We start from the raw sequence: 16,048 nt of genomic DNA on the forward strand, positions 1-16,048 counted from the left end.
ATGGAAGCGTTTGTATCGTTACCCATGAAAATCTTATTTATATACATTTAGGTGTAAATGAAGAAAACTTTTTACGCATTTTTTCTCAGTTTATTATTTACCGGTACTACTTCGTTGGCGCAGCAACTACCGCAGTTTAGCCATTATGGCTTTAACGGCATGTACTTAAGCCCGGGATATGCCGGTATAACCGGGCAAGCAGAATTAAATGGTTTGTTCAGGTACCAATGGGCGGGCTACCAGGGAAGTTTTGATGCTGGCGGCGCTCCCCGAACGGGGTTATTTAGTCTTTCGTTGCCGGTAAATGCCCTGAGAGGTGGTGTGGGGGCGTATGTGGTGCAAGACCAGCTCGGAGCAACTAAAATGACTAATGTGGCGTTATCTTATTCGCAGCACATTAAAATTGGTGCAGGTAAGTTAGGTATTGGCGTACAGGGTGGTATGATGCGGATACGCAAAGGCGAATACAGGGCAAATGACCCCGGTGATCCTAGTGTACCCGAAAACAGTGCGGACCGGAAATTTGATGCAGGCGCCGGAATTTGGTATCATTCAGAAAAATTTTATTTTGGGGCCGGAATAAACAATCTTTTGCGATCGAAATACGTTTTTGAAGATAGTTTAGGAGTGGAAACGCCTGATGCAGGTAATATTACAGCAGAAAATCATTTGCACGTAACGGGTGGCTATAACTACGAAGTAAATCCGGGATTGGTACTAACCCCAACGGCTATTGTAAAATATGATTTTAATAAAATATCATTCGAAGGTGGCGTGCGCGGAACCTTTAATCAGAAATTCTGGTTAGGAGCCGGTTACCGGTATCAGGAGGCTATTACAGGTATGGCTGGAGCTTATTTATTAAAAGATAATACCTTGCGGCTGGGATACGGATTAGATTTAACAAATTTTGGAGTGGAAGCAAAAGCACGTACCTCCCACGAAATTATGCTATCTTATATTTTCCCGAAACCTGCCAATATTATTAAACCTCCGGTAAAAACACCACGTTATAGCTTTTAATAAATAGAAGAAATACTGCTTTTATGGTATTTTATTTTAGTAAAAAACTGTAAAATATTAAATATCATTGCTGTTTCTCTGTAGAAGTTAAATTATTCGGGGATTAGTAGTATTGTTTTTAAAATCTTATTGGTATATATTTGCTAGTCTTTAAAAAGTAATAAAAAGTCAAAAAAATTATCTTGTAATAGATCATGAATAAGTTTATCAAATTGTTCTCTTTGGCTCTTGCTGCCGGTTATTTAAGCAGTTGCGGATTGCTGGGAAGGGGTAATGAAGACACCGGCGATTTGTATGGTACAATGGACCGTCCGGAGTTTAATCCGCAGGAAGTGCCTTATGGGATGGTGCCATGTCCGGGAGGTACATTTCACATGGGACAAACCGATGAAGATGTAGCTGCTTCTATGTCTAACCTGAACAAGCAGGTTACTATTCGTGGCTTTTACATGGACGAAACCGAAATTACAAATAACGAATACCGGCAATTTATGGATGCCATTAAGCAAGACTCCATGGATGTGCTGACACCGGAATACGTAATGACCGAACTCTACCCGGATACCACCGTTTGGATGCGCGACTTTACTTATTCTATGGGTGACCCCATGATGCAGTATTATTATTCTCACCCGGCTTTCGACGAATATCCGGTAGTAGGGGTAGATTGGTTTGCTGCTAAATATTTCTGCGACTGGCGTACTAAACTGAAAACAGCTAGCAATATTGAAAATGAACTGGCTGCCAGCGTAAACTTCCGGTTGCCATCTGAAGCCGAATGGGAATATGCAGCCCGGGGCGGCCGCGATTTAGCAACTTATCCATGGGGCGGTCCTTATATGCGAAATGCCAAAGGTTGTATGCTGGCTAACTTTAAGCCAGGTCGTGGCGATTATTATAGCGATGGATATAGCTATACGGCACCGGTTGGTAAATATTTACCTAACGATTTTGGCTTGTACGATATGGCAGGTAATGTTTCGGAGTGGTGCGAAGATGCTTACAACGAAGCAGCCATGCCGGTAGTTTGGGATTTGAACCCTACTTATTATAATGATAATGAACCGCGCAAAGTGGTAAGAGGCGGCTCCTGGAAAGATATTGCATATTATTTAGAAACTGGTACCCGTAACTTTGAATATCAGGATTCTGCCCGTTCTTATATAGGATTCCGGTGCGCTATGATTATGCTGGGAGATACCGAAAGTAACCGCCGATAAAAAAAAAAGTTAATTGTATTTTTTTTATAAATGTAATTTTTCTTATTTTTACAGCACTAATAAAAAAACCATAAAAAAACCAAAAACAATAAACAGTAAAAAACAATGAGTACAGCAAAAGGCGGCAACTTCTTTTTTGACAAAGTAATGCCAAAAGTTTATGGAATAGGCGCAGCAGTAGTAATTATTGGTGCCCTCTTCAAAATCCTGCACTGGAAAGGTGCAAACGAAATGCTAATGGTTGGTTTAGGAACAGAGGCATTAATATTTTTCTTAAGTGCTTTCCAACCAACCGGACATGATGTAGACTGGACCCGGGTTTATCCGGAACTGGCCGATGATTACGATGGTCCGAAAAGAAAAGTGCCACAAATTGCCGCTTCTGGCCCATCGCTGACCGATGATTTAGATAAAATGCTGCGCGATGCCAATGTAACGCCGGCTACTATTAACTCATTAGGTCAAGGATTAAATCGTTTGAGTGAAACAACGGCGCAAATGGCTGATTTAAGTAATGCTACTGTGGCAACCCAGGAGTATACTACTAAAGTAAGAACAGCCGCTAACTCTTTAGACAAGATTAACCAGGCTTATTCTTCTACCGTGGAGGCTATTACGGCTATGGCTGGTGCCACCGCCGATGCCCGCGAATACCACGAGCAGGTGCAAAATGTAACTAAAAATTTAGGTGCATTAAATGCTGTTTACGAAATGGAATTGCAGGATGCGAACAACCACCTGAAATCTATGAACAAGTTCTACGGCAGCTTAGCGCTGGCAATGGATAACTTAACCGATGCTACTAAAGATACCGAGCAGTTTAAAAATGAAGTTGGTCGATTAACTCAGAACTTACATTCCTTAAATACTGTTTACGGTAATATGCTAAACGCCATGCGGGCACCTACTGCCTAATTTGCGTAGCCTAATATAAAACATCAAAAACATAATTTATTAATTAGTATATGGCTGGACTAAAAGAGACCCCGAGGCAGAAGATGATCGGTATGATGTACCTGGTACTGACCGCACTTCTCGCCCTTCAGGTAAGCTCAGCAATCATTTTGAAATTTAAATACCTCGATGACAGTTTAATGACTGTTAACAACAAAACCGTAGGCGATAACACCGGCTTGGTTAAAGGTATTGCCAAAGCGGTTTCCGAAGGTGGTAACCGGGCAAACGACCAAAAAGTAGTGGCACAAGCCAATGAGGTGCGCACCAAAACGGCCGAAATGGTATCTTACATTCACGAGTTACGCGAAACAATAATTACTAAATCGGGCGGACGCGAAGGTGAAGGATATAAGAACGCCGGCGAAGAAGAAGCAATTGCTGTAACTATGATTGGTGGCAAACGCAATGGCAAAGCTTACGAACTGGAGCAAAAGCTGAATGAGTATGCTACTTTTATGCGGCAATACAATGCCAATGTACCGGCCAAATTAGCTTTAGGAGGTTCCGAAGACCCAACTGCTAGAAAAGACCCGGACCAGCGTAAAAAGGATTTTGCTCATTTAAATTTTGAAGCCACACCTTTAGTAGCTGCTTTAGCCGTAATGGCGCAAAAAGAAACCGAGATTCTGAAATACGAAGCCGATGCATTATCGTCGTTAGCCAGCAAAGTAGGTGCTGATATTATCAAGTTTGATAAAATATTAGCAACGGCCAGCGCTGAATCCAAAACAGTTGCTGCTGGTACTAAATACCGCGCCGAAATGTTCTTAACCGCTTTCTCCGATGCAATTTCGCCTAAAATGAGTTCTAGTGCCGGACCGGTAAAAGTAGTAAACGGTAGAGGTCAGATTGAATTTACGGCTGCTGCTGGTGGTGCTAAAAACAAAGACGGCTTAATTGAAAAACAGTGGACCGGTAAAATTACTTTAAACAATAATGGCCGTGATACTACGTTTAATGTTTCACAGAAGTATTTTGTAGTAGAACCAGAATTGCAAATTCAGTCGGCTTCGGTAAATGCATTGTATTTCAAATGCGGTAACCGCTTAAATGCACAAGTGCCGGCTTTAGGAGCATTGTACGACCCGGTATTTTCCGGCTCAGGAGCATCGTTTACCAAAGGCAGTAAAAAAGGCGAAGTTTTAATTAACCCAACTGCCAAGCAGGTAACCATGAACGTGAGCAGCGGCGGTGTTAAGGTTGGTTCACAAACCTTTGATGTGCGGAAAACGCCTAAACCAGACGTAATTGTATTGGTTAATGGCCGCCCGGTAGATCCTATGAGAGGTTTGCCAGCTAGTTCAGCCCGTCAGGTTAATATTAGAGTAGAGCCGGATGAAGATTTTGCCCGCGCTTTTAAAGAAGATGCCCGTTATCAGGCTACCCAGGTTAAAGTAACTTTAGGTAGAGGTACCGATAAAATTGGTGAGCAAACATTCCCTAGTGGCGTGGCCAATATTTCGGGCTTGATGAGCAGAGCGCGTCCTGGCGATAAATTGGTTATCCAGGTTGGTGAAGTGGTTCGTTTAAATTATAAAAACGACATCGAAGAAATTCCGAACGCTTCGAAACCAACTATCGTAACATTGAATTAATATTTTAGAATGTCATGAGCAGAGTTTATTTATTAGTTTTGTTAATTGCGGGTATGTCTGTTCAGGCCCTTGGACAGACCAGAACCCCAGCTGCCGGTGGCACCCAGCCCAGACAGGCAACTGCTACGCAAACTACTACTACACCGCCGGCGGCTCCGGCCAATACAGCTTATAGTGGTACGCCATCTGTTCGGCCTATTCCGGAAAGTGATATGATGTATCGCCGCACGGTATGGCGGGTAATAGACTTGCGCGAAAAGCAAAACCGGCCTATGTACTCTGTAAACCATGAAGTTACTAAAATAATATTAGATGCGGTTAAGCGGGGTGAGTTAACGGTTTACAAAGATGATTCTTTGAACAAAACCATGACTCCTGAAGAATACCGTAAAGTTCTGGTGAAGCCTGGTGAAGAAATGGAAGAAACAGAAGAAGATCGCCAGGCCCGGCTCGAAGCTGAAAAGCAACTAGCACAAATTAATGCTGCCAGAAGACGCCAGGGGGGTGCTGTTGAGGCCGCACCTGTTGCAACAGCTGCCATGGGACCAATTGAGTATAGCCCGCGTGACATCAAAAAACTGGAACTGAAGGAAGACGTAATTTTTGATAAGAAGCGTTCTCGTATGTATTACGACATACATGCCATAACTTTAAAAGTGCCAAACGCTGTAACTGGCTTTGATGATGTTATTGGGGCGTTTGCTTATAAAGATTTAGTTAAAGTTTTCCGGAACCATCCAAAAGAGGCTATCTGGTACAACCCACAGAATAATGCGAATCATTTAAATTTAGCCGATGCTTTTGATTTACGGATGTTTGGCAACTACATTAAGAAAGTATCTAACCCGAACGATGATGATTTAAAAACTATTCATGGTGGTTCAGAGCAAGCTATTCTGGCAGCCCAAAGAGCTTTAGAAGAAATGATAGAATTTGAATATAGCTTGTGGAGCTATTAATTAAAATTTAGAATCGACAAGAAAAGGAAGCCAGCGGCTTCCTTTTCTTGTTTTAAGCCTTTTGTAGCACAATATTGCAAGTTCTTATGGAGTAGCGAGCTTTGTAAAGATTACCGCGCATTATATTCACTACCATATTAAAAATTGCGCCTTAGCTTCGCTCGTAATGTTTGTTAAGGAATTCTTACGCATCCCATTAAAATATTCTATCACTTAAAGTTTATTTGTTCAATAATATTAAGCTTTGTAGCAAAAGCTAAACGAGTACTTTTAGTAGCGGTAATTATACCGAAATGAGATGATTGCTGCGCTTTATAAATAAAGCAAATGCCATGCCTCCCACCGCGGTCATTCCGCAGGAATCTTATTGGTTGCCTACAAATTAGATTCCTGCGGAATGACCGCGGTGAGCGGGTATGTCTGAGAAAATATTAATAAAGAAGCTAATGAGCCATTTCAATTTGATAGGGTAATTACCAAGTATCTACAACTGATTTAAGTTAAAAACCAACTGATTCATGTTGAAGATGGCATCGGCAATTTTGTTTAACTGCTCGTGTACAATTTCGGTTTGGAGAATTTCGGTATCTAAGTGGAGGTTGATATTCTTAGCCGTAGAAACCAGACCTGTCTTTAACTCCAGATTAAATTTGTAAGCCGGGAAAGGTAGATCTTGGGGAATATTGCCGGCAACATTTTTTTCGGTAATTAAAGCAGTCATAATTTCTTCCAGTTGATCAGCGGCCTGGCGTAAGTAAGTATCGGTTTCGGCGTAAGTGGGGCTATCAACTTTTATTTGAGGCAGCAAGGCGGCCAGCGAAAGCAGCTCCCGCGACAGCCGAACGTTATAAAATGCCAGGTTTTGGGCTATTTCCTGCTTTTGTTTTTTTGTGCCGGGTTCTAGTTGCAATCTTTTTACCGATTCAGCAATTTCAATATTGGCGCCTTCAGCTTTCCGGCGGTCGGCAATTATCCGGGCATGAAATCCGGTCTGCGATAATAATTCGTGGTGAAGTTGCTGCAATAAATTAAAATTTGCCCGCAGGCCACGGGCCATAACAAAGCGCACCTTGGTTCTTTCCCAATCGGGCCATAATAAAAAAGCTGCAGTTACTGATAAGATAACGCCTAATACAGTAGCAAATAACCGATAAGCTGCTAAATGCCAGTCTATCGGGCCCGAAACCTCAAACATGGCTACCAGCATCATGGTTAAAAAAGTAACCGAAACAGCATAGTTGCGCTGTTGAAAGTATAAAAATAAAAACGAGAAGGTAGTAATAGCTAAAATAAATATTACGGGCGGAAAAGGATGAATAATCAGCAACGTTCCTAAAATGCCTCCGAGAAAAGTACCTAAAACCCGTTGCATAGCTTTTTGCTGCGTGGTGCCAAAATCTGGTTGCAATACTACCATTACGGTTAGAGGAATCCAGTAGCCCCGCGGAATCTGAAAGCCCAGGTAAAGCGCCACACCTACCGATGTTACCAACATAAGCCGCAGCGTATGTTTTAAAGGCACATTTTTAAATTGAAAAAGCGCCCGCAAAGGCGGCAATAATCTGGTCTTGTTCTGAGCAGCTACCTGGGTAGTTGGGAGTTGCTTTTTCTGGCGGATGCGCGTTAGCAAGTAATGGGCATCTTCGAGGTAGTGCGTGGCCGAATCTAACAAAGTAATAAACCGATGTAAATCTACCTGGATGGTAAAATCTTTTTGATTGCTGTCGGTTAATATTTGTAGTTGTTCTGTTGAGGTCTTTAGCTGAATAATTATTTCTTTAAGCTTATCTAGTTCCTGCGGGCGGGCCAGCACCAAGGCATTAACAATAATTTTCGCACCGGCTGCCGCCAAAAATAAGCGTTCCTGCACGGCCGGCATAAACAAATGCTTTTTAGGGTGTTCGCGTAAATGTTCCAGGGCATGGTTCATGGCCATAATAGTTACCCCAAACCTGGAGGAAGCCCGCACCACTTTAAGCAAATCGCGGCGTATGAAAAAATACCGGACATGATGCAGGCGCAAATAAGGTAGCACGTCGTTGATGGCCTGCCGCAAATTTATTTCTTTTTCCTGTACCCGCTCGGCGTAGTTTTTCCGGACGTTGGCAGAAGCCAAGAATACGGCCAGATTACTGCTTAATTCCCAGGGGCGGGCAATGCTGGTATAATAAGGCAAATCGGGTAAAAAGAACCAGAAAAACAAAGTAATAAAAGCTGCCCAAAGCCCGCCTAGCCAAACGGCCACGTAACGGTCTATGCCAATATCTAAGGAATGCGGCGGCGGTAATGCCAATAAAAAAATAATAACAGCACAAAAGCCAATAACCTGGCCAAAAGAACCAAATTCCTTCAGCAGCGAGGATATACCAGCAATAAGGGCCATAATAATTATGGCTAATCCAAAATAGGCGCCCAGCAACGTGCCAGCCAGAACTGCCGCCGTAATAAATAATAAACCAATAATTAATATTAAAGCGCGTTGCGGGTAGGTATGCTGAAATTTTATGACCAACAAATTCTGGCCGGTAACGGCGGCAAAACCGCCTAATAACGGTTCATTTAAATAATGCCCAACGGCAAGCGGCACCACCAAGCCCAAAGTAACAATAATAGCATAGAGCACATCCGGATTAAAAAATTCTTTTCGGGCAAAAACCTTTAGGGTATTTCTTAAATCCGGATTAAACATGCGCGCTAAATTTAACCCAAGCTACGAAATATTTGTAGAAAGAGATTTAACTTAACCGTAGCACTTGGTTATATAAACAAGAACATTGGGTTAATAAACAACTGAAATTAAATAGAATAACTTGTCAACAGCAAGTATAAAATAAATAATGGCTAAACTCTTAAGCTGCCGGGTTTGTGGCTTTGGGGTTTGCTTCGCTGGCAAAATAATCGAGCAGCAACCGAGCTTTACTTTTACCTACTTCGGCGGTTAGTTCGGCTTCGCTTAGTTCCCGTATTTTTTTAACCGATTTAAACTTAGCCAATAATTTGTCGGCGGTGGCTTTCCCCAAACCTTTTACTTCGGTTATTTCGGTTTTGAGGGTACCGGCATCGCGCTTGCTGCGGTGGAAAGTAATGGCAAAGCGGTGCGCTTCGTTGCGGATGCGCTGAATGAGCCGCAACGATTCCGATTTTTTATCGATGTATAAAGGCAGCGAGTCGCCGGGGTAAAATATTTCTTCGAGGCGTTTGGCAATACCTACCACGGCCATGCGGCCATAAATACCTAAATCTTTTAAAGCTTTTACAGCCATGCCCAACTGGCCTTTGCCGCCATCAATAATTATTAACTGGGGCAAGGGCGTGCCTTCGTCCAGTAACCGGCGGTAGCGGCGCGTAACAATTTCGTACATCGAGGCAAAATCATCGGGACCGACTACGGTTTTAATATTATAATGCCGATAATCTTTTTTAGAAGCTTTGGCGTTCCGGAAACACACCATCGAGGCCACCGGATTATCGCCCTGAAAGTTAGAATTATCGAAACACTCAATGTGTTTAGGTAATTCGGCTAATTTCAGGTCTTTTTTCATGGTTTCCATAATACGCACCTCATTGGTATCTTTGGCTTTGTCGTTCATGCTTTCTTTCTCTTTGCGCAAATACATGGCATTTTTAAGCGAAAGATTCAGCAGTTTCCGTTTGTCGCCAATTTGGGGTACGGTTATGGTCAGGCCATCCAGAGGTAAAGTTAAATCAATATTTACTAGTATTTCTTTGGAGTCGCTTTCAAACTCGTGGCGCAACTGAACAATAATAGAAGCCAATATTTCTTCGTCGGCTTCGTCCAGTTTTTTCTGAATTTCTAAAGATTGCGTCTGAATAATGGCCCCGTTTATTACTTTTAAGTAGTTAATAAAAGCACATTTCTCGTTCGAAGTAATCGAAAAAACATCAATATTGGTGAGCGTATTGCTTACTACCGTAGACTTGGCCTGGAAGTCTTCTAATATATCTAGTTTTTGCTTAAAGCTGTGGGCCAGTTCGTACTGCATTTCCTGCGCAGCCTCCACCATTTTATCTTTAAAATAATTTTTGGCCGTTCCTAAATTACCCGATAAAATGCTGCGAATCTGCTGAATGTGCAGGTTGTAAGATTCTTCGTCAATTAGATCTTCGCAAGGGCCTTTGCAGTTACCAATATGGTATTCGAGGCAAACTTTAAATTTACCTCTGGCAATATTTTCGGGCGATAAATTATAGGTGCAGGTGCGCAGCGGATACAAACTCCGGACCATTTCCAGCAGCACATTCATAGCCGTAATGCTGGCGTACGGCCCGAAATATTTAGAGCCGTCGGCAATTTTGTTGCGGGTACTGATTACCCTTGGAAAGCGCTCGTTGGTAATGCAGATATACGGGTAAGTTTTGCCGTCTTTTAAAAGAATATTATACTTGGGCTGGTGCTGCTTAATTAGGCTATTTTCCAGCAAAAAAGCGTCCGATTCGGTATCTACAATGGTAAACTCAATATTCCGGATGTTGGAAATGAGCTTAAGCGTTTTTTTGTTGTGCTGGTTAGATTTATTAAAGTAGCTGCTTACCCGTTTCCGAATGTCAACGGCTTTACCCACGTAAATAATCTGGTGATCGTCAAAAAATTTATAAATGCCGGGTTTATGCGGCAAATGGCTTATGATATCTTTTAAGCGTTCATTGGCAGGCATAGCAGGCTCCTCTTCTCCGGCAAAGGTTAATATTGGTACTTAAATAAATAATACGAGGTCGAATGAAGTACCATTACTATCTAAGATATTTACCGGTTTTAGCTTATTTTATATCTCCTCTTCAATATCGGGCTTAGCCGGCGTTAACAATATTTGATCCTGGCTTACCGTATCGCTGATTACACTATTGTTGTATTTACTGCAATCTATCTCAACGGTTAAAGGCTGTTCTGGTTTAGGAAAAGGCGCTTTAGATACACTCAGGTTTTTATCGGCGTATACTTTTTGCATAAACAAGCCATAAATAGGCATCGCCAGTTTATTTCCCTGTCCGTAATTAGCACTCTGGAAGTGAATACTCCGGTCTTCGCCGCCAACCCACATACCGCACACTAAATCGGGGGTTACGCCCATAAACCAGGCATCAGAAAAATTTTGGGTAGTACCAGTCTTTGCGCCAATTTCGTTCTTTAATTTATATCGGTTACGCAAGCCGTGCCAGGCCGTAGCTAAGCGAATATCCACCGCTCCTTGCAGCATGTGTATCATCAGGTAAGCCGTTTCTTCGCTTAATACTTCTCGCGAGCGAGGTACGTTCGTAAACAAAGTATTACCATTTTTATCTTCTATCCGGGTGATGTAAATAGGTTCGGTCCAGGTGCCTTTGTTAACAAAGGTGCCATAAGCTCCGGCCATTTCGTACACCGATACATCGCTGATGCCAAGACCAACCGAAGGCACCGCCTCTATGTTAGAACCCAGTCCCAATCTTTCGGCATATTTTACCACCAAATCCGGGGTTAAATTTTTAACCAGAAACATGGTAACCGTATTAACTGAGTTGGCCAGGGCCTCGCGCAACGTGTAATTTCTACCCGTATATTTATTGTCGCTGTTTTTAGCCGTATAGGCCGGCCGACCGCCCTCGGCCGGGAAAGTTACCGGTATATCGGGTACCTTGTAACAAGGGGAGTAGCCCCGGTCGATGGCTGCGGTATAAACCACCGGTTTAAATGTGGAGCCGGGTTGCCGACGTCCTTGTTTTACGTGGTCGTATTTAAAGTATTTGTAATCGGTACCGCCCACCCAAGCTTTAATGTTGCCATCCAAGGGATTAACCGCAATAAAACCGGTATGTAAAAAATGTTTGTAATAGGCCAGCGAATCCATCGGACTCATTACAACCTCTTTCTCGCCGGATGCTTCCCAGGTAAATACCTTCATTGGTATTTTCTTATTCAGGTAATAATTAATAGAGTCTTTATTACCCTCGTACCGGTTGTTCAGGCTGGTATAGCGTTCCGTACGCTTTATGGCTGTTTCCAGAAAGCCCTGAATGGTTTTTCCGTTTTCATCTACCCACGGCTTACGTTTTTTCCAGTAATCGAAAAACAGCTTCTGCATGGTTTTCATGTGTTCCCGTACGGACTCTTCGGCGTGTTGCTGCATCCGGGAATCGATGGTGGTATATATTTTTAAACCGCCGGCGTACAGGTCGTGGCCGTTGTCGCGGGCCCATTTAAGCAGCCATTTACCGGCTTCTGCCCGCAGGTAAGGCGCAATACCCGTGTTCTGGTTTTCTATCTGAAACTGCAATTTAATATCTTTGGCAACGGCAGCCGAATAAGCAGGTTCATCTATAAAGCCATATTTTTGCATTTGCGAGAGTACCCAGTCGCGGCGTTTTTGCGAACGCTCTTTTTGGGAAATCGGGCTAAACCGCGAAGGGGCATTTACAATGCCCACCAGTAATGCCGATTCTTCGAGCGCAAGGTCTTTGGGGGCTTTGCTGAAAAAGGTTTTGGCGGCCGATTTAATACCGTAAGCATTGCTGCCAAATTCTACAGTATTCAGGTACATTTCCAGAATTTCTTTCTTGGTATAAGCTTTTTCCAGCCTAATCGCAACAATCCATTCTTTGGTTTTAATAATCAGCATGCGCAGGCCCGGAATATCGGCCAGTAAACCTTCGCGGCTGGTGCCGGCCCGGGTGCGGAATAAATTTTTGGCTACCTGCTGGGTAAGCGTACTGGCGCCCCGGCTCCGGCCGGTCAGGCCATAATATCCAACCGCTAACAAACCTTTAAAGTCAATGCCCGAATGTTCTTCGAACCGAACGTCTTCGGTGGCAATTAACGCATCAACTAAATTTTGGGGTAAATCCTGGTATTTAACCGGCGAGCGGTTTTCGCGGTAATATTTTCCCATTAGTACACCATCAGCCGAATACATTTCGGAAGCTACTTCGCTTTGGGGATTTTCCAGTGTCTTAAAGTCGGGCAATTCGCCAAAAAGGTTCAGGAAGTTGATGCTAACGGCAAATACAAACAACGCAAACCCCAGCAAGCCGGCAATAAAAGCCAGCCAAATACTCCCCACCACTTTAGAATATTTTTTGGATGGCGCAACAGACTTTTTAGAACGGGCAACAGACATGTATACTTAGTAATTATTCTTATAAAATGTAAGATACTCTTCCAGGTTACCTTCTTTTAAGAAAACAGGTAAGTTTTCAGAAGAGATTACAAAGGTAGCAAATTCTATACCTCTTATCTTACTCAGCGGCGATTGTGGTGATTTTTGTTTAATGGTGTAAGTTTTGGCTTTGGCGCCATTGGTAAATTCCCGGATTACAACCATATCCTGCGTGGCGTTAAAAGTGGTTGTTTCTACGGTTAAATTATCGGAGGCATTATATTTACTGTTATAAGATTGCATTTTCTCGGCAACGCCGGCAAAGGAAGCATGCGCTTTTGGGTAAATAATTAAAACTACCTGGGGCGCCTGTAAATTAGCCGCGTATTTTGGTTTAGCCGGTTCCGGAACAACTGGCGTGGCCGGGGCTCCCGGTGGCGTGTTAGCAGGGGTATTACTTACCGGGGCATTATTAGCCGGCGTGTTATTGGTGGGCGTATTAGTTGCGCTAGCCGGGTTATTGGTTGAATTTGCTGCGGGTGTTTTAGTGGCTGGTGCCGGTGTACCTGCCACCGGATTCTGAGGCACTGTAGTAGCCGCTACCTGGGATTTATTATCAGACGGAGCTACTTCTTTTTTGTTAGTTAAAGCAACTGGCTTTTGGGTAGCCGGAACGGGCGGTGTTACAGCGGCACTTACCGGCACCACTGGTTTAGGTTGGTTCGGGTGCGTTCTGTCGAATTCTGCTTCCGATAATTTACCGCTCTCGAGCAAAGCAAAAGCATCTAAATATTGCTGGGCTTTGGGTAATAAATTGCTGTTGGGGTAAGTTTTTACGAAATTTTGTAAAGCTAATTTAAACAAGCTGGGTTGTTCGGTTTTGCTTATTATCAGCACATTCAGAAAAGCCACCCGGTCTATTAATTCGGCATCCGGAGAAGCTTGGCGAATATTATTAAGCATCTCGTTGGCTTCTTTAAATTTCTGCTCGTCGTACAAAGCAAAAGCTTTATCGTAAAGCTCCCGTACTTTGGCGTTATCCGCCGAAACCTCGGCCAAATAATTAGGGTTATCAATCAGTTTGGCATAACGGCTATTCGGAAACTGCTGCTTAATGCGGGCGGCATAGGTTTGCTGTTTTGGGTCGTTGGCTGGTTTGTAAAGCAGGTAAAGCGCATAATAAGCTTCCGGAGCGTTTTTCGAGTTAGGGAAACGCGCAACAAATTTCTCGTAAGTTTCAATGGCGTGGGCGGGCTCTTCTAACCGTTCGCGGTAAATATTGCCCAAAGTAAACAAACTGGTTTCTATTTTCTGGTTAGCGGCAAGCTTCATTTCGGGCGTAAGCGGAACATCCTGCAGCAACGTTTCCCGCATATTGGCGGCAGTAGCGGCCGTATCAGCGGTTGCTCCGGGCAAGGCACCCGGCGAAATAGCTTGCAAATTTTGCTGCGAACCGGTTGGTTGCTGGCTGCTTATCCGCCAGTTATCCTGGAGTGGCCGGTTACCCCAGCGCCGGACAAATTCTGCTTTGGCCGAACCAATAGTAGCCGGATTATCGAAATACCAAACACCGCCCGGACCTGCGGGTGTGCCCATATTGGCATCGCCGGAACCATTGTTATTATTGCCAAAAATATTGTTGCGGTTATTGCCGGTGGTATTATTATTAGCGCCTTTAGCAGCTAATTCCGCAGCCCGGCGGGCATCGGCGGCTTTCTTTTCTTCGGCGGCTTTAATAATGGCATCTATGCGGGTATCCAAAGTGGCTTTATCCAGGCTGGCTAGTTGTAGCAAGCTGTCTTGGCGGGTTACAATATTGTAGTGGCCTACAAAGTCGTTCAGTACATCGCGGCGTTCGGCAGCGGCGGCGTATTCGGCGGCAGTTTGGGGTAAAACCTGTACGGCACTGTCGTAATAAGCCTGGGCTAAGTTGTATTTCTGGAGTTTATCGTAATAGGTTTGCCCAGCTAGTAAATACGAATAACCTTTTTGGGCGGTATTTACCGTTGAGTTTTTAACCGATTGGGTTAAATATTGCAGCGCCAGCTCCGGTTTATTCTGTTTTAACTGAAACCGGGCCATTTCGTAATAAATCTTATCCAGGTATTCTTTGTTTTTAGCATCCCGCAGCAATTTCCGGAAATATTTATCTACGGCTTCTTTGCTGCTGGCATCCGATATTTCGGTTACCTGGCCTAAGTACAACTTGCTCTGAAACCCTAATTCGTAAGGCGGATTTTTGCGTAATATGCGGTTAAATTGCTGACGCGCCAGTTTTTCTTCGTTGTTTCGTTGGTAAAGCTGCCCCAGAATAAACCGGATACGGGCTTCTTCATCCTTCTTTTCGATTAGCGGAATGGCTAGTTTTAAGTTCTGAATGGCCAGTTTATCATCCTTTAACAACAAGTAATATTGCGCCCGCGTCAGAAACAGCAATAAAGCGTTTTCCTTCGTCAGGAATTGCTTTTTCATAATATCTGAAACCGCTTTGGCGCTTTCCAGATCTTCGGTTTGCAGAAAACTGCGCATGAGCCATACCAGCGCTTCGTGGCGAGTTACTTCGTTTTGGCTGGTGCTGTTTACGTATTTAAAGGTTTTAATGGCCTCGTCGTACTCCAGGCCGTAAAAACGGGATTTCCCAATTAGCAAATAGCTGTCGTCGGTCCAGTCGCTGGTAGCATGTTTTTGTATAGGGTAGGAGGCTTTCTTAATTATTTCTTCCAGATCTTTTTTAAAGCCGGCCGCAATAGTAGAGTCTATTACCGGAAATATAGGCAAAAGCCGGTTATAATCGGTTATGGCTTTAGCGGTTACGTCGGCTTCAATGGTTTTCAGTCGTTCGTTCCCTAAAAAATAAGCATTATACCGCGCCGTGGTATTCTGGTAGGCTTTGCTAAAAAAGTTGTTGCGTTCCGGCGAACAGCCGGCTAACAAAACTACTGCCAGGCACAGGCAGGCCATGTATATAATTATTTTGTTCAAAATAGTTGTAGTATTCCTATCGTGATGGTCCCTGCAAACTGCTTTAAAATATAACGACCATATTTGGTTTAATATTTTTAACTAACCATAAGTTCCGGTTCAGCCACAAAAACAGCAGTTAACTAATCTGTAAAAATAGATTTTTATTCAACGGTTTTAAAATCTGATAGCTAGATTACGCGGGTAATAGTAATATTATTTTCTGAGCGGGCTATTTTTTA

Annotated in this window: 9 protein-coding genes; 5 read left to right on the forward strand and 4 right to left on the reverse strand. The window is 43.4% G+C overall.

The window, feature by feature from the left end:
- Positions 1 to 57: 57 nt before the first annotated feature.
- The 5 genes from F0145_RS12060 (at position 58) to porN (ending at position 5,754) form a co-directional block, all read left to right on the forward strand.
- Complete coding sequence (locus F0145_RS12060; RefSeq protein WP_150088665.1) at positions 58 to 1,023, forward strand: PorP/SprF family type IX secretion system membrane protein; 966 nt, start codon at positions 58 to 60, stop codon at positions 1,021 to 1,023.
- Between the two features lie 194 nt (positions 1,024 to 1,217).
- On the forward strand, positions 1,218 to 2,243 hold the full coding sequence (porK, locus tag F0145_RS12065; protein ID WP_150088666.1) for a T9SS ring complex lipoprotein PorK/GldK: 1,026 nt from the start codon (positions 1,218 to 1,220) through the stop codon (positions 2,241 to 2,243).
- Between the two features lie 105 nt (positions 2,244 to 2,348).
- The gene (gene porL, locus F0145_RS12070) at positions 2,349 to 3,158 is read left to right on the forward strand and encodes a type IX secretion system motor protein PorL/GldL (RefSeq protein WP_150088667.1); all 810 of its coding nucleotides are present in this window, start codon (positions 2,349 to 2,351) and stop codon (positions 3,156 to 3,158) included.
- Between the two features lie 50 nt (positions 3,159 to 3,208).
- Positions 3,209 to 4,795, forward strand: a complete 1,587-nt coding sequence (gene porM / locus F0145_RS12075) for a type IX secretion system motor protein PorM/GldM (RefSeq protein WP_150088668.1) — start codon at positions 3,209 to 3,211, stop codon at positions 4,793 to 4,795.
- Positions 4,796 to 4,809: 14 nt separating this feature from the next.
- Positions 4,810 to 5,754: a type IX secretion system ring subunit PorN/GldN gene (gene porN, locus F0145_RS12080; RefSeq protein WP_223816011.1), complete on the forward strand. Its 945-nt coding sequence runs from the start codon at positions 4,810 to 4,812 to the stop codon at positions 5,752 to 5,754.
- A 484-nt stretch (positions 5,755 to 6,238) separates the two neighbouring features.
- Here porN and F0145_RS12085 read toward each other — a convergent pair whose 3' ends face one another.
- The 4 genes from F0145_RS12085 to porW all read right to left on the reverse strand — a co-directional run bounded on the left by F0145_RS12085 (position 6,239) and on the right by porW (position 15,806).
- Positions 6,239 to 8,443 (reverse strand): FUSC family protein, encoded by a 2,205-nt coding sequence (locus tag F0145_RS12085; protein ID WP_150088669.1) that lies wholly within the window; start codon positions 8,441 to 8,443, stop codon positions 6,239 to 6,241.
- A 160-nt stretch (positions 8,444 to 8,603) separates the two neighbouring features.
- Positions 8,604 to 10,430 (reverse strand): excinuclease ABC subunit UvrC, encoded by a 1,827-nt coding sequence (gene uvrC / locus F0145_RS12090; RefSeq protein WP_150088670.1) that lies wholly within the window; start codon positions 10,428 to 10,430, stop codon positions 8,604 to 8,606.
- Between the two features lie 108 nt (positions 10,431 to 10,538).
- On the reverse strand, positions 10,539 to 12,866 hold the full coding sequence (locus tag F0145_RS12095) for a penicillin-binding protein 1A (protein WP_150088671.1): 2,328 nt from the start codon (positions 12,864 to 12,866) through the stop codon (positions 10,539 to 10,541).
- A gap of 6 nt (positions 12,867 to 12,872) precedes the next feature.
- A complete protein-coding gene (gene porW, locus F0145_RS12100) occupies positions 12,873 to 15,806 on the reverse strand; it encodes a type IX secretion system periplasmic lipoprotein PorW/SprE (RefSeq protein WP_150088672.1) in 2,934 nt (977 codons plus the stop codon).
- Positions 15,807 to 16,048 lie beyond the last annotated feature (242 nt).

Source organism: Adhaeribacter rhizoryzae (assembly GCF_008629685.1).
Taxonomy (GTDB): Bacteria; Bacteroidota; Bacteroidia; order Cytophagales; family Hymenobacteraceae; genus Adhaeribacter; species Adhaeribacter rhizoryzae.

Bases quoted from the DNA above. Each gene is read 5' to 3' on its own strand.
- F0145_RS12060 (WP_150088665.1), top strand. From the start codon at position 58: ATGAAGAAAACTTTTTACGCATTTTTTCTCAGTTTATTATTTACCGGT.
- porW (WP_150088672.1), bottom strand. From the start codon at position 15,806: ATGGCCTGCCTGTGCCTGGCAGTAGTTTTGTTAGCCGGCTGTTCGCCG.
- porM (WP_150088668.1), top strand. From the start codon at position 3,209: ATGGCTGGACTAAAAGAGACCCCGAGGCAGAAGATGATCGGTATGATG.
- F0145_RS12085 (WP_150088669.1), bottom strand. From the start codon at position 8,443: ATGTTTAATCCGGATTTAAGAAATACCCTAAAGGTTTTTGCCCGAAAA.
- porL (WP_150088667.1), top strand. From the start codon at position 2,349: ATGAGTACAGCAAAAGGCGGCAACTTCTTTTTTGACAAAGTAATGCCA.
- porK (WP_150088666.1), top strand. From the start codon at position 1,218: ATGAATAAGTTTATCAAATTGTTCTCTTTGGCTCTTGCTGCCGGTTAT.
- uvrC (WP_150088670.1), bottom strand. From the start codon at position 10,430: ATGCCTGCCAATGAACGCTTAAAAGATATCATAAGCCATTTGCCGCAT.
- porN (WP_223816011.1), top strand. From the start codon at position 4,810: ATGAGCAGAGTTTATTTATTAGTTTTGTTAATTGCGGGTATGTCTGTT.
- F0145_RS12095 (WP_150088671.1), bottom strand. From the start codon at position 12,866: ATGTCTGTTGCCCGTTCTAAAAAGTCTGTTGCGCCATCCAAAAAATAT.